Consider the following 14497-nt stretch of genomic DNA (forward strand, 5'->3'; position numbering starts at 1 on the left):
CCGGACGGCCGACACGCGCCGTGGCCCCCGCCGGGCGCCGCGGCACCCGGCGCGACGCCGTGGCCCGTGCCTTCGGGCCCCGTGCGGCGCGCCGAAACCCGGGCGCACGAACGTGTGAGCCACCCCTCCACGCGTTGACCCCGCGAGGGCGCCCCGGGCGGGGCTCCGGGTAAGACCCCGGGTGGGGCTCCGGGTGGGATCCCGGGCGGGGCTCCGGGTGGGTCTCCGGCGGGCCCTAGGAGCGGGGCGACGTGGCGACGGCGCTCGGCCGGCTCTCGGACGGTGCGTCCCGTGCCGTCGAGGGGGACGACGACCGCTCCCGCGCGGACGGCTGCGCGGTGCTCCGGGCCGGCCGTTCGGGCGTGGGCTCCTGCGAGGTGCCGCCGCGCGTCGGCGCGACGCTCGGACTCGGGCTCGGGTCGGCCGGTGCCGGGGACGTCGAGCGGTGCGGCGGGGCCGTCGGACTGGCGGCCGGCGGTGCGAGCGGCAGCCGGGGAGAGACGGGCGCCGAGGGCGCCGTCAGATGCAGCGACAGGGCGACCCCGGCGGCGACGGCGCAGGTCAGGCCGGCCCCGGCGGCCGCTCGGACCAGCCGGCGGCGGCCCGCCGCGCGCCGTACCTCCTCGTAGCGGCCCGGTGGCGGACCGAGGTGGGCGGCGGGCGGGCGCAGGATGACGGCGAGCGGATCGTCCGGGCCGTCGAACTCCGGCTCGTCGTCAAAGCGTGTGGTCAAGGCTTCTCCTCAGATGGACGCGGAGCAGTTCTCGGGCCGCGTGCAGATCGGCCTTGACGGTTCCCTCCTTGCGGCCGGTCAGTGCGGAGACCTCCCGGATCGGCATGTCAGCGTAGTAGTGCAGCAGGATAGGGACGCGCAGTCGCTCCGGCAGCGACTGCACCAGCAGCCGCACCGAGGGGTCCGCCTGCTCGGCGTGCGGGCGGGTCGCGGCCTCCGAGCCGACCTGGCGCACCGCCCGGCGCTCACGCTCCAGCTTGCGCCAGTGGTCCCGGACGAGATTGGCCGCGGTGACGTAGAGGAAGCCGCGCGGCTCCTCCACCTTCGTCCACCGGGCCCACAGCCGGGTGAACGCCTCCGAGGCGACCTCGTGCGCCGTCTCGTCGTCGTCGACCAGACGGCGGCACCAGCCGGCCAGGCGCGGGTACAGGGCGGCGAACAGCTCGGAGGCCGCCGTGTCACGGGACCGTTTCAACGTTCTCCAGGGTCGAGGGAGAGGTGCGGGGTGCGGAAGGACCCACCGGGGAGGATGCGGGACCGGCGGCGGACGTTCCGCCGGTCCCGCGTCCGTCCGGCGGGTCAGGGCGCGGTGCCGGTCAGCGAGGCGAAGACGATCACGTTGTCGAGGTAGCCGTCCCCGCCGCGCGGCCCGCCGCAGGTGATGAGCCGCAGCTCCGGGCGGGCCACGTCCCCGTACACGTCCTTCGTCGGGAACGCGGACTTGGCGACCGTACGGACCTCGCGGACGGTGAACACCGCCGACCTGCCGTTCTCCAGGCGCGTCACGACCTGCTCGCCCCGGCGCAGCTCGGCGAGGCGGCGGAAGACGCCGTCGCCGTAGGCGCCGACCGTGACATGGCCGAGGATCACCGACGGACCGGCCTGCCCCGGAGTGGGGGAGTAGCGGTACCAGCCCGCCCGGTCGTGCGCGGTGACCGGCGGCACCTGCACCGTGCCGTCGACCGCGAGGCCCAGCCGCAGCAACGGGGTGTCGACCCCGATCGCCGGGACCCGCAGCCGGACCGGTGCGGACCGGCCGAGCGGTGTCGCCGTGGCGGACCCGGCGGGCGTGGTGGACCCGGCGGGCGTGGCGGACGGTCCGGGGGGCTGCTGCCGGGGTGCGGTCGTGACCGCCCGGTGCGGTGCCTGCCCCGCACAGCCCGCCAGCAGCGAGGCCGTCGCGGCGGTGAGGAGGGCGCGCCTGGAGAGCGGGGTCATGCCCCGGTCGCCCGGCGGCGGCGGACGACGAGCGTGGCGGCGCCCGCGGCGAGCACCACGGCGCCCGCGCCGGCGCCGATCAGCGTGCCGTCGGAACCGGAACCCGAGGACGACTCGGTGACCCCGGTGTCGGGGGCGCCCTGCGGCACCCGCGCGACCTGGCCCCGGTCGCGGGCCGGCGCGGGGGTGGGCGCGGCGGACCTCGCCTCGGACGGGACGGGGGAGGGGGCGGTGGTCGGCGCGGCGCTGGCGACCGGGCTGGGGGCGGTGCCGGAGGCGAAGGCGGGCACGGTGGCGCCCAGCACGGCGGTGCAGGCGAGTGCCGTGGCGCTCAGGACGGTTCGGCGCATGAGGATGCTCTCTTTCGTCGGCCCGCCGTGGTCGGGCGGGCTGGACAACGGATCGAGCGGAGAGACGAACCGGCTCCGGGACGGGTTGTAAAGAGAAGGCAAAGTCCCTCGCGGGATGCCCGGGCGGCCACCTGGCCAGACTTGATTAGCTTGTTTTCTTGAATCATTCGAGTCTTTGAGGTTAGGTTGTCGCCATGACCGCATCCCAGCCCCCGACGACCGCCGATGAGCTGCGCGGTGCCGGCCTGCGGGTGACGGCCGCCCGTGTCGCGCTCCTTGAGACCGTCCGCCACGGCGACCACCTCGACGTCGAGACCATCGCCTCGGGCGTCCGCGACCGCGTGGGCCACATATCGCTCCAGGCCGTGTACGACGCGCTGCACGCGCTCACCACGGCCGGACTCATACGCCGTATCGAACCGGCCGGCAGCCCGGCCCGGTTCGAGGGACGCGTCGGCGACAACCATCACCACCTGCTGTGCCGGTCGTGCGGTGCCGTCGCCGACGTCGACTGCGCGGTCGGTGACGCCCCGTGCCTGACCGCTTCGGACGACCACGGCTTCGCGATCGACGAGGCCGAGGTCATCTACTGGGGCCTGTGCCCCGCCTGTTCCACCGTCAGTTCCTGAGAACGTCGATCCGCCCCTTCCGGAAGGATTTCCCCCCAATGTCCGAGACCCAGGAGAACGCCGCGGGCAAGTGCCCGGTCGCGCACGACCGCGCCCCGCACCCCACCCAGGGCGGCGGCAACCGCCAGTGGTGGCCCGAGGGGCTCAACCTGAAGATCCTTGCCAAGAACCCCGACGTCGCGAACCCCCTCGACAAGGGCTTCGACTACGCGGCGGCGTTCCAGGCGCTCGACCTCGCGGCCGTGAAACGGGACATCGCCGAGGTGCTGACCAACTCGCAGGAGTGGTGGCCGGCCGACTTCGGCAACTACGGCCCGCTGATGATCCGGATGGCCTGGCACAGCGCGGGCACCTACCGCATCTCCGACGGCCGCGGCGGCGCCGGCGCCGGCCAGCAGCGTTTCGCCCCGCTCAACAGCTGGCCGGACAACGGCAACCTGGACAAGGCCCGCCGGCTGCTGTGGCCGGTCAAGAAGAAGTACGGCCAGTCCATCTCCTGGGCCGACCTCATGGTCCTCACCGGTAACGTGGCCCTGGAGCAGATGGGCTTCGAGACCTTCGGCTTCGGCGGCGGCCGCGAGGACGTCTGGGAGCCGGAGGACGACGTCTACTGGGGTCCCGAGAAGGTCTGGCTCGACGACCAGCGCTACACCGGCGACCGCGACCTGGAGAGCCCGCTCGGCGCCGTCCAGATGGGCCTGATCTACGTCAACCCGGAGGGCCCCAACGGCAACCCGGACCCGATCGCCGCGGCCCGCGACATCCGTGAGACGTTCCGCCGCATGGCGATGAACGACGAGGAGACCGTCGCGCTGATCGCCGGCGGCCACACCTTCGGCAAGACCCACGGCGCCGGCCCCGCGGACCACGTGGGCGCCGAGCCCGAGGGCGCGCCGATCGAGCAGCAGGGCCTGGGCTGGAAGTCCACCTACGGCACCGGCAAGGGCGGCGACGCGATCACCAGTGGTCTGGAGGTCACCTGGACCACCAAGCCCACCCAGTGGAGCAACGACTTCTTCAGCATCCTCTTCGGCTACGAGTGGGAGCTGACCGAGTCCCCGGCCGGCGCCAAGCAGTGGGTCGCCAAGGACGCCGAGGCGATCATCCCCGACGCCCACGACCCGTCGAAGAAGCGTCTGCCCACGATGCTCACCACCGACCTGTCGCTGCGCTTCGACCCGATCTACGAGCCCATCTCCCGCCGGTTCCACGAGAACCCGCAGGAGTTCGCCGACGCGTTCGCCCGCGCCTGGTACAAGCTCACCCACCGTGACCTGGGCCCGAAGTCCCTGTACCTCGGCCCGGAGGTCCCGGCGGAGACCCTGCTGTGGCAGGACCCGCTGCCGCAGGCCGAGGGCGAGACCATCGACGCCGCCGACGTCACGGCCCTCAAGGCCAAGCTCCTCGACTCGGGTCTGACCGTCTCGCAGCTGGTCTCCACCGCCTGGGCGTCGGCCTCGACGTACCGCAACAGCGACAAGCGCGGCGGTGCCAACGGCGCCCGGATCCGCCTGGAGCCGCAGCGCGGCTGGGAGGTCAACGACCCCGACCAGCTCGCCCAGGTCCTGCGTGTCCTGGAGGGCGTCCAGCGCGACTTCAACACCGGTGCCAAGAAGGTCTCCCTGGCCGACCTGATCGTCCTCGGCGGTGCCGCCGCCGTGGAGAAGGCCGCCAAGGACGCCGGTGTCGACGTCGAGGTGCCCTTCACCCCGGGTCGGGTCGACGCGACCGAGGAGCACACGGACGCCGAGTCCTTCGCGGCGCTGGAGCCGAGCGCGGACGGCTTCCGCAACTACCTCGGCAAGGGCAACCGCCTGCCGGCCGAGTACCTGCTCCTCGACCGCGCCAACCTGCTCGGCCTCAGCGCCCCCGAACTGACCGTCCTGGTCGGCGGTCTGCGCGTGCTCGGCGCCAACCACGGCCAGTCGAAGCACGGTGTCCTCACCGAGACCCCGGGCGTGCTGACGAACGACTTCTTCGTCAACCTGCTCGACTACGGCACGGAGTGGAAGTCGACCTCCGAGGACCAGACCACCTTCGAGGGCCGTGACCTGGCCACCGGCGCGGTCAAGTGGACCGGCACCCGTGCCGACCTGGTCTTCGGCTCCAACTCCGAGCTGCGTGCCGTCGCGGAGGTCTACGCCAGCGACGACGCCAAGGAGAAGTTCGTGCGGGACTTCGTCGCCGCCTGGACGAAGGTCGCCGACGCGGACCGGTTCGACCTGGTCTGACCGGCCCCCGGCCTGATGCCCGGGCCGGCTCCTCGTGAGCCGGCCCGGGCATCGCCGTCTTCACGGGCCCTTGGCCGACTCCCCGCCGGCAGCACCGCATAGTGCGCTGCACATGAGTCGTTCTTTACTCCACCATGACCCCGACTCCCGTTGTTCACGCGGCCTTCGCAGACTCTGCACGTCCTTGAGTCACCCCCCGTACCGGCCGCCCGCGGGAGTACGAGCATGAGTCACGGTCACAGCCACGACCACGGTCACCACCACCATCACCACCACGGGGACGGCGACGCTCCCACGTCGCTGCCGCCCGCCCTCGATCTGTCGGTCCCCGACGAGGAGCTGACGCCCGGTCAGCTCTCCCGCCGCTCGATGCTGCGCCGCACCGGCCTGCTCGGCGCCGGGCTCGCCGCGGGCAGCGTCCTCGCCGGCGCGGGCCAGGCCGCCGCGGCGGTCTCCTCCTCGCACTCCGGCAACGGCCGGTCCGGCGGCTACCTGTGGCTCGCCGGAGACCACCACATCCACACCCAGTACAGCTCCGACGCCAAGTACCGGGTCCTCGACCACGTCCGGCAGGCCAACGCGCACGGCCTGGACTGGATGGTCATCACCGACCACGGCAGCGAGGCGCACGCCAAGATAGGCGTCGAGAAGGTCAACCCGGACATCGTCGCGGCCCGGGACCAGATCGACGACACGCTCGTCTTCCAGGGCCTGGAGTGGAACATCCCGGCCGCCGAGCACGGCACGGTCTTCGTCCACCCCGGCAAGAACGAGGTCGCCGTCCTGAAGGAGTTCGAGAACTCCTTCGACGGCTCGGTCAAGGGCGCCTCCGCCGGTACCGCGGCCAACGAGGCGCTGGCCATCTCCGGCCTCGACTTCCTCGCCGAGCAGGTGCGGCGCCGCAAGGTCAGGGACGCGCTGTTCCTCGCCAACCACCCGGCGCGCAAGGGCATCGACTCCCCGCACGAGATCCGCGCCTGGCGCGACGCCCAGCCCTCGATCGCCGTCGGCATGGAGGGCGCCCCCGGCCACCAGGCGGGCGGCCTGCCCAAGCCGAACGGCCCCGGCTCCGCGCGCGGCATCTACGACAACAGCCCGAGCGCCGACTCGTTCGCCGCCTACCCGCTGGAGAGCTACCGCACCTGGGGCGGCTTCGACTGGATGACCGCCACCGTCGGCGGCCTGTGGGACAGCCTCCTCGCCGAGGGCAAGCCCTGGTGGATCACCGCCAACTCGGACTCCCACAATGTGTACGCGGACACCGCGGTGCGCGGGCCGAACAGTGACTTCACCGCCAACGGCCGCTACGAGGACCCGGTCTACGGCACCGGCATCAGCCTCACCGACACCGACTTCTGGCCCGGCCAGTACTCCCGCACCCACGTCGGCGCCGCCTCCTTCTCCTACCAGTCGGTCATGGACGGCATCCGGGCCGGCCGGGTCTGGGTCGACCACGGCGGCCTGATCAGCGGCCTGAACGCGCAACTGCGCGCCGGCTCCCGCGCGGTCACCCTCGGCGGTGTGCTGCCGGTGAAGAAGGGCAGCCAGGTCGACCTGGTCGTGGAGATCAGCCTCGCCAACGGCCCCAACTGGGCCCAGTTCGTGCCGAGTCTGGCCCGCGTCGACGTCATCCAGGGTGACGTCACCGGCGAGGTGGGCGACCGGGACACCTTCGCCACGCCCGCCACCAAGGTGGTGAAGTCCTTCGAGGTGCACAAGTCGACCGGCGCGGTCCGGCTGACGTACTCCCTCGGCCGCCTCGACAAGCCCGTCTACGTCCGGCTGCGCGGCACCGACGGCAACCGCTCCGCGGTCGGCGTCAACGGCGCCGCCGTGGACCCGGCGGGTCCGGCCATCGACGTCCTCGGCGACGCGGACCCGTGGAAGGACCTCTGGTTCTACTCCAACCCGATGTGGGTCCTGCCCGCATGACCTCCCCGCACCACCCGCCCGGCGTCCGCCCCGTCATCGGGGTGGACGCCGGTTCGGCGACCCTGCGGGAGGCCGACCACCTCATCCATGAGCTGCTGGCGCAACTGGCGCTCACCGACGGCGTGTTCGCCTGCACCCACCTGCACCGCACCGACGACCGCCGGGGTACGGCGGTGTCGCTCGACGTCCCGGACCCGGACGCGGTGTGGCGGGAACTGCCGGCCCTGCTGCCGGCCGGCGCCGGCCTGGTCCTGGCCGACCGGGTCCACGGCCCCGGCGAGGCGGTGGCCGCCGCCCGCGGCGCGGCGCTCGCGCCCCCCGCCTCCGGCCGCGCGGTGGTCTACCCCGGCGTGGCCCATCTCACCGGCACCGTCACCGTCGCGGACCTGCTCGACCGCACCGCCGTCGAGCGCCTGGTCGTGCTCGGTGCCCCGGCCGCCGAACTCCCGCCCACCGCCGGGGTGCTGACCCAGGACCACGTACGCCCGGAGTGGCGCGACGGCGTCCTCACCCTCGCCCTGATGCCGGCGGCCGGCGGACTGCTGGCCCCCTTCGAGGTGCCCGATCCGACCCCGTGCTGCGCGGACCACATCTGACCCGCGGGTAATCCCTTAGTGACATGGCCTGGTCAAATCTGTCAGGCTTCCGACTCGCACCACTCATAGCGCGTGACCCGTGACCGCTCCCCGGCACACCCCTGTCGGGCGGGCGGTCTCCGAGCAGGCCGGAATCCCGGCCGGCGTAGAGGAGTTTCGTGTGAGATCGACCCCCCACAAGGCCTTCGTGACCATCGCGTCGGCCGTCGCGGCACTCACCGCGGCCCTGCTCCCCGGCAGTACGGCGTCGGCCGCCGACCAGGCGGCCTGCACACCGGCCCAGCTGATCACCAACGGCGGTTTCGAGAGCGGTACCTCACCCTGGACGCAGTCCTCGACCAGCGTGATCACCAGCCGCTCCGGCCAGTCCGCCCACGGCGGCTCCAGCTTCGCCTGGCTGGACGGCACCGGCGGCACCCACACCGACACGCTCTCGCAGAGCGTCACCGTCCCGTCCGGATGCGCCGCCACCCTGACCTTCTGGCTGCACGTCGACACCGCCGAGACGACCTCCTCGACGGCGTACGACAAGCTCACCGCGAAGATCGGCAGCACCACCCTGGCGACCTACTCCAACCTGGACAAGAACACCGGGTACGTGAAGAAGTCCTTCGACGTGTCCGCGTTCGCCGGCCAGACCGTCACCGTCGCCTTCACCGGCACCGAGGACTCCAGCCTCCAGACCAGCTTCGTCGTCGACGACGTCGCCCTGGACACCTCGGCCGCCACCACCCCCGGCGACACCACCCGCACCCCGGCCGCACCGTCGTACACCGTCAGCCTGACCAGCAACTCCTCCGGCACCGGCTGGACCGGCCACGAGAGCGTGACCTTCACCAACGCCTCCGCGACCGCGCTCAGCGAGATCTACCTGCGGCTGTGGGACAACTACCACGGCACCTGCTCGGCCCCGCCGATCACCGTCAGCAACGTCACCGGCGGCACCGCGGGGGCCCTCTCGGTCGCCTGCACGGCACTGGAGATCGCCCTGCCGACCCCGCTCGCACAGGGCCAGAGCACCACGATCGGCTTCGACCTCGGCATCACCGTCCCCAGCGGCGCCGACCGCTTCGGCTACGACGGCGCGTTCAGCATGATCGGCAACGCGCTGCCCGTCCTCGCGGTCCGGGACGGCTCCGGCTGGCACCTGGACCCGTACACCAACAACGGCGAGTCCTTCTACTCGCTGGCCGCCGACTTCAAGGTGACCCTGGACCACCCCAGCAGCCTGCTGGTCCCGGCCACCGGCACCTCGGTCGACACCCCCGGCACCAGCGGCCGCACCGTCACCACCGCGACCGCCTCCAAGGTCCGTGACTTCGCCTGGGCGGCCGGTCCGTTCAGCAAGATCTCCGGCACCTCGCCCGGCGGCGTCCCGATCAACATCTACTCCGTCTCGGGCATCAGCTCCTCCAGCGCCCAGTCGATGCTCACCACCGCCAAGTCGGCGGTCGACGCCCACGCCGGCCGCTTCGGGGCCTACCCGTACGGCGAGTTGGACGCCGTCATCGACAACAACTTCTGGTTCGGCGGCATGGAGTACCCGGGCTTCGTCCTCGACCTGGTCAGCACCACCGCGCTCACCCACGAGATCGGCCACCAGTGGTGGTACGGCATCGTCGGCGACGACGAGTACAACAGCCCCTGGCTGGACGAGGCGTTCACCGACTACGCCACCGACCTGGCGCAGGGCCTGACCGGCACCAACTGCTGGAACAGCGTGTCCTGGGCCTCGTCGGCCGAGAAGATCACCAACTCCATGGCGTACTGGGACGCGCACTCCTCCCGCTACTCCACCGTCGTCTACGGCTACGGCAAGTGCGCCCTGCACGACCTGCGCCGCCTGATCGGCGACACCGCCATGACCAACCTCCTGAAGAGCTACGCGAGTTCGCACTGGTACGGCGTCTCGACCACCGCCGAGTTCAAGGCGGCGGCCCAGGCGGCCACCAGCACGGACCTGACGTCGTTCTGGACCACCCACCGCATCGAGGGCTGACCGGTCCGGTCCGCCACCCGCGCGTGGGACGGCCGCAGCCCGCGGCCGTCCCACGTCGTCGACGCACACCCGGTGCCATCACCCTGGCGCTCGCCCTTCCCCGCGCGACGTACCAGCGGTTGCCGGCCGCCCCCGTGTCGGCCACCCCGGACGCCACGCCCGCGCCGCCGCGCGGGGCGGTGCGCCGCGACCTGCTGCACGTGCGGGTCCTCGCCACGGCGATCCCGCTCGCGTACCGGCCGCCCGACCTGGCCAAGTACTGGTGGGTGCTGACGGCCGGGCCCGAGACGGCCGGGAGCTGATCGCCGCGGCCGTCAGGGGATGGCCAGTTCGGCCCAGATCGTCTTCCCCGACGAGGTGTACCGGGTGCCCCAGCGCTGGGACACCTGGGCGACGAGGAACAGGCCCCGGCCGCCCTCGTCGTCCCGGCGTGCCCGCCGCAGATGCGGGGCCGTGTGCGCGTTGTCGGAGACCTCGCAGAGCAGCGAGCGGTCCCTGATCAGGCGCAGCACGACCGGCCCGGTGGCGTACCGGATGCTGTTGGTGACCAGCTCGCTCACCACGAGTTCGGCGGTGAACGACAGGTCGGACAGGCCCCAGCGGTCCAGCTGGCGCTCGGTGTCCGTACGGGCCCGGGCCACCATCGCCGGGTCGGGCGGCAGCTCCAGGTCCGTCACCTGCCGGGTGTCGAGCCGCCGGGTACGCACGAGCATCAGCGTCGCGTCGTCCGCCTGCGGCCCCGGCGGGAGCGTCGCCATCGCCCGGTCGCACAGCTCCTCCAGCGGGCAGCGCTGCCAGGTGAGCACATGGGCGAGCCGGTCGATCCCGCTGTCGATGTCGGTGCGCCGGTCCTCCACGACGCCGTCCGTGAACAGCGCCACCACGCTGCCGTTCGACAGGCTCAGCTCGACGTTCTCGTAGGGCAGGCTGCCCAGGCCCAGGGGCGGCCCCGGTGCCAGCGCGGACAGCGCCACCGAGCCGTTCGCGTCCGCCACGACCGGCGGCGGATGGCCCGCGCTCGCCCAGACGCACCGGCCGCTCACCGGGTCGTAGATCGCGTACAGGCAGGTCACCCCGAGCGCCTCGTCGCTGAGCCCGTCGTCCCCGTGGGGCTCCGAGTCCAGGGCGACCAGACCGTCCAGGCGGGTGAGCAGCTCGGCCGGGTCCAGGTCCAGCAGGGCCAGCGTCCGTACGGTGGCGCGCAGCCTGCCCATGGTCGCCGCCGCGTGCACCCCGTGGCCGACCACGTCACCCACGGTCAGCCCGACCCGGGCACCGGACAGCGGGATCAGGTCGAACCAGTCGCCGCCCACGCCCACCCGGCTGTCGGCGGGGAGGTAGCGGTACGCCACGTCGACCGCGCTCTGTTCCGGCAGCCGCTGCGGCAGCAGGCTGCGCTGGAGCACCAGGGCCGCCGCGTGCTGGCTGGTGTACCGGCGGGCGTTGTCGATGCCTACGGCGGCCCGCTCGGCCAGCTCCACCGCGAGAGCCTGCTCCTCGGGCCCGAAGGGGTCGGGGTTGCTGCTGCGCCGGAAGGTGGCCAGGCCCAGGACCGCGTCACGGGCGAGGAGCGGGACGAACAGACTGGAGCACCGGCCGGGGGACCCGCCGCCGGCCTGGCCGGCGTCGACGACGGGGCGGCTGGTGGCCAGGCTCTGGGCCTGCGGTGACGTGGGCGGGTAGGAGACGGGGCTGGTCCGGAACTCCTCCGGGGTCCGGCCGTGCATCCGCAGCAGACTGTGCCCCGGAGCCGAGCCCGTCGGCGGCTGCCGCCCCTCGATGACCGCCGGCGGCAGGTCCACCAGCACCTCGTCGGCGAGTTGCGGTACGGCCACGTCGGCCAGCTCCGCGGCCGTCCGGCGGACGTCCAGCGAGGCACCGATCCGCTTGCCCGCGCGGACGAGCAGCGACAGCCGCTCCTGGGCCCGGTAGCGGTCGGTGACGTCCAGGGACTCCTCGAACAGCCCCAGCGGTTCGCCCCGGGCGTCCACCAGCCGGTGGTACGAGCAGGACCAGACGTGCTCACGGACCGGGTCGGCGGGGGCCCGGCCGCGGTAGTGCATGCCCAGGATCGGCTCCCCGGTCGCCAGGACGTGCGCCATCACCTGGTCCTCGTCCGGAGGATGGTGGCGGGAGATGAACTCGCCCTCGGGGAAGAGGTCGCTCGCGGGCCGGCCGACGTACTGTGCGACCCCCGCCAGCTCCATGTCGGTGGAGGCGTTGCCCCACACCACGTTCATGTCCGTGTCGAAGACGGTCAGCCCCACGGTCGACTCGGTGGCCAGCCCCTGCAACATCGCCAGCTGCGCCTCCCAGCCCCGCAACGCCGCCAGATCCGCCGCGACGACGACGGTGGCGGCGCCGCCCCGGTCGGACAGCGGGCTGACCGTCACGGCCGCGCGCAGGGTGCGTCCGTCCCGGCAGCACAGGTCCAGGACCGTGCTCCGGGGGTGGTGCGCCCGGCAGAGAGCGGACAGCCGCTGTCCCGGCGCCACCAGCCGGGCGGCCGACCGGCCCAGCACGTCCTCGGGGGAATGGCCGAGGAGGCGCTGCGCCGAGGCACCCCACCCGGAGACGCGGCCTTCGGCGTCCAGCACCGCGGCGGCGGCCTTCGAGAGATCCAGGGGGCTGTGGAAGTCGACGTCGGCCGCGTGCGGAAAACGATCCATGGCACCGCTTCCCTCCGTGCCCCCTCAGCATCCCGTGCCGCACGACGGACGACAACCGCACACCCGGGGTCCGGCCGCGGCCGCCCGGCGGGTGACCGCGCCAGCAGCGGACACCGACGAATCCCCGCAGGTCAACGCAGCGGGCCGCGGCGGCCGTCACGGTGTGCGACAGCCCCGGAAGGTGACCTTGATCATCGTATCCAGCGGGTACGGGCCGACGCGGACCGTACGACGGGGTCAGCCCGTGTGACCCCGTCGTACCGGCTCAGCCTGTGTGATCCGCGCCGTGGCCGCCGTGGGCCGCGCCGTGGTCGAAGGCCATCGCCTCCTCGGGCATCACCACGAAGGGCCGCATCATGCCCATGTCCTCGTGTTCGAGGAGATGGCAGTGGTACATGAACCGGCCGTACGCGCCGTCGAACCTCCCCATGACCCGCAGGACCTGACCGCCCGGCACCCGGAACACGTCCTTGTACCCGAGCTCGTTCGGCGCCAGCGGGAGCCGGGTGGCCGCGTCGTACGCGATCGGCTCGACGGTGCCGCCCGTCGCCGGGTCGAAGCCGGAGACGTCGTAGGCGTCGCGGCCCAGCAGCTGGAAGTCCGCCAGGTGGATGTGCATCGGGTGGACGATCGGCGCCAGGTTGAGGAAGCTCCACTGTTCGTAGGAGCCCTCGGCGATGGTGAAGCCGAGCGCGTCGTTGAAGGTCCGGGAGGTGCGCCGGTACGTCTTCGTGGTGCCGTCCGCCCCGGTGAGCTGGATGACGCCGTCGGCGGGGAGCTGGACGGAGGCCGGGTCGGTGACCTCGGTCATCTCCCAGATCTCCGGGTGGCCGCCGGCCCCCTTGGTGGCGGGCGGGGTGAGCACGATCAGCCGGTGGCCGTGCGGGACGTCGTGGGTGAGCCGGCGGAAGGAGCCGGAGAGCACCTCCGGCAGCTCGAAGGTGTCGGGCTCGTCGGCGCAGCCGACCCGGAACTCCATGACGGCGGGGTAGCGCACGTCACCCGCCGGGTCCGGCACTCCCGGCGGCTGGTTGCGGCCCTTGTTGACCAGCCGCAGCTTCCGGCCCTCCAGGCCCCGGAAGTCGGCGAGCAGGTCGAATCGCTCCGCCGGGGCCGCGGTCAGCGTGGGCAGCGCGGCGTCGAAGCCGACCGGCACCGGGCGGGGCAGCAGCCCGCCGTCGCTGCCGATCTGGTGCAGGACGCCCGGCACCGGGTTGCCGTCCTCGTCGACGAGGACCAGTTCGTAGATGCGCGCGTTGGACGCGTTGACCAGCCGGAAGCGGTACCAGCCTGCGGCCACCTCGGCGTACGGCCAGATACGGCCGTTGACCGTGGTGTACGGGCCGGTGAACGGGATGGAGACCGGCTTGCCCGTCTCCGGGTTCTGCTGCTGGACGACCACCGTCTTGTGCAGCAGCCGCCCGTTGAGCCGGCCGTCCTCGTCGGTGTCCAGGTTCCGGTCGGCGAGCAGCAGGGGTATCTCCCGCTCCCCGCACGGGAGTCCGAGGGCGTCCTCCTCGTCGTCACGGACGAGGTAGGTGCCGTACAGGCCGGTGTGCACGTTCCACCGGGTGATGTTCATGGCGTGGTCGTGGTACCACCACTGCACCGCCTGGTGGTCGTTCGGGTACTCGGAGAGCTGGGCGTCGCCGGAGCCGACGGCGTTGTCCGCCCAGCCGTCGTTGCCCCCGCCGGTCTGCGCCCCGTGCAGGTGGGTCACCGTCCACGCGGGCAGGGCGGCGACGTCCTTGTCCGGTTCGACGCCCTCGCGGCCCGGCTCGGTGCTCGCCTGCGGCCGGCCGTCCGTGCGCAGCGGCACCTGCACCGAAGTGACCGGATACTCGCTGCCCTCGGGGATCCGGTTGGTCCAGGCGATGCGGACGCGCTGCCCGCGGCGCACCTCGATGGTGGGGCCCGGCACCTGCCCGTCGTATCCCCACATCAGGGTCGGCGGGAGCTGCGGGTGCAGCCGGATCCAGGCCGGGCGCAGCGCGATCTCCGTCTCGCGCAGGACGTCCGCGCCGCCGGGCCGCAGGACCGGCGGGACGGGCAGCGGCGCCGTGTAGGGCGCCAGTTCGTCGGGCGTCGGCGCGGTTTCCCCCGCGTCGCTCCCGGTGGTCCTTTCGATGATGTCGGTCAA

12 protein-coding genes are annotated in these 14497 nt (G+C 72.9%); 6 read left to right on the forward strand and 6 right to left on the reverse strand.

All coding sequences use genetic code 11. The features are described from left to right. Window positions 1–235: 235 nt before the first annotated feature. From MB828_RS05075 to MB828_RS05090, 4 genes are all read right to left on the reverse strand, one after another. The gene (locus tag MB828_RS05075; RefSeq protein ID WP_133022900.1) at window positions 236–733 is read right to left on the reverse strand and encodes a hypothetical protein; all 498 of its coding nucleotides are present in this window, start codon (window positions 731–733) and stop codon (window positions 236–238) included. Further along, entirely contained in the window at window positions 717–1208 is a 492-nt protein-coding gene (locus MB828_RS05080; protein ID WP_301647100.1) for an RNA polymerase sigma factor, read from the reverse strand. The genes MB828_RS05075 and MB828_RS05080 overlap by 17 nt, the downstream gene beginning before the upstream one ends. A 104-nt stretch (window positions 1209–1312) precedes the next feature. After that, window positions 1313–1951 (reverse strand): class F sortase, encoded by a 639-nt coding sequence (locus MB828_RS05085; RefSeq protein ID WP_301647101.1) that lies wholly within the window; start codon window positions 1949–1951, stop codon window positions 1313–1315. Next, window positions 1948–2301, reverse strand: coding sequence for a hypothetical protein (locus MB828_RS05090; protein ID WP_301647102.1), 354 nt, complete (start codon window positions 2299–2301; stop codon window positions 1948–1950). Before MB828_RS05090 ends, MB828_RS05085 begins: the two co-directional genes overlap by 4 nt. 194 nt (window positions 2302–2495) lie before the next feature. Between MB828_RS05090 and MB828_RS05095 the strand changes: the two genes are divergently transcribed. From MB828_RS05095 to MB828_RS05120, 6 genes are all read left to right on the forward strand, one after another. Then, a complete protein-coding gene (locus tag MB828_RS05095) occupies window positions 2496–2930 on the forward strand; it encodes a Fur family transcriptional regulator (protein ID WP_133022904.1) in 435 nt (144 codons plus the stop codon). A 38-nt stretch (window positions 2931–2968) separates the two neighbouring features. Further along, a complete protein-coding gene (gene katG, locus MB828_RS05100; RefSeq protein WP_301647103.1) occupies window positions 2969–5161 on the forward strand; it encodes a catalase/peroxidase HPI in 2193 nt (730 codons plus the stop codon). A gap of 225 nt (window positions 5162–5386) precedes the next feature. Then, window positions 5387–7093, forward strand: coding sequence for a PHP domain-containing protein (locus MB828_RS05105; RefSeq protein ID WP_301647104.1), 1707 nt, complete (start codon window positions 5387–5389; stop codon window positions 7091–7093). Continuing rightward, window positions 7090–7689: a hypothetical protein gene (locus MB828_RS05110; RefSeq protein ID WP_301647105.1), complete on the forward strand. Its 600-nt coding sequence runs from the start codon at window positions 7090–7092 to the stop codon at window positions 7687–7689. Before MB828_RS05105 ends, MB828_RS05110 begins: the two co-directional genes overlap by 4 nt. Before the next feature lie 160 nt (window positions 7690–7849). Next, window positions 7850–9688, forward strand: coding sequence for a M1 family aminopeptidase (locus tag MB828_RS05115; protein ID WP_301647106.1), 1839 nt, complete (start codon window positions 7850–7852; stop codon window positions 9686–9688). Between the two features lie 23 nt (window positions 9689–9711). Beyond that, window positions 9712–9990 (forward strand): hypothetical protein, encoded by a 279-nt coding sequence (locus MB828_RS05120; protein ID WP_301647107.1) that lies wholly within the window; start codon window positions 9712–9714, stop codon window positions 9988–9990. A 12-nt stretch (window positions 9991–10002) separates the two neighbouring features. Here the strand turns inward: MB828_RS05120 and MB828_RS05125 are convergent, their stop codons facing one another. Then, the gene (locus MB828_RS05125) at window positions 10003–12357 is read right to left on the reverse strand and encodes a SpoIIE family protein phosphatase (RefSeq protein WP_301647108.1); all 2355 of its coding nucleotides are present in this window, start codon (window positions 12355–12357) and stop codon (window positions 10003–10005) included. 265 nt (window positions 12358–12622) lie between these two features. Then, entirely contained in the window at window positions 12623–14497 is a 1875-nt protein-coding gene (gene phsA, locus MB828_RS05130; protein ID WP_301647109.1) for an O-aminophenol oxidase PhsA, read from the reverse strand.

The organism is Streptomyces arenae (assembly GCF_022343545.1).
GTDB classification, from domain to species: Bacteria; Actinomycetota; Actinomycetes; order Streptomycetales; family Streptomycetaceae; genus Streptomyces; species Streptomyces humi.